This window comes from Paraburkholderia sp. SIMBA_027 (genome assembly GCF_046535315.1).
Classification (GTDB): Bacteria; Pseudomonadota; Gammaproteobacteria; order Burkholderiales; family Burkholderiaceae; genus Paraburkholderia; species Paraburkholderia tropica.
The window spans coordinates 1-269 of record NZ_JAWRWY010000669.1; the positions used below are offsets into that span (position 1 = coordinate 1).

At 61.3% G+C, this 269-nt stretch carries 1 protein-coding gene; it reads right to left on the reverse strand.

From position 1 onward, the window contains the following. Positions 1-4: 4 nt before the first annotated feature. Positions 5-269: serine hydrolase (locus SB764_RS40690; protein WP_410866854.1), on the reverse strand; the 265-nt coding region annotated here is incomplete at its 5' end.

Here is a 269-nt window from a genome sequence, read left to right on the forward strand (position 1 = left end):
GGCGCTATTGGTCCATGGCACTCAAGATCGCATGGGCCACCTTGACCCGTTCGGCATTCGGGTAGTTCTTGTTCGCCAGGATCACCACGCCGATGTCCTTGCTCGGCACGTACGCCACATACGCGCCGAAACCACGGGTAGAGCCGGTCTTGTTGAACAGCACATTGGCCGGTTGCACGCGCGGCGTACCCAGCCATTGGACCTTGTGCGGCTCCATGGCCATCGGCGTGGAGTTGCCGTCAATCAGCGCTTGCAGCGTGATGGGGTAG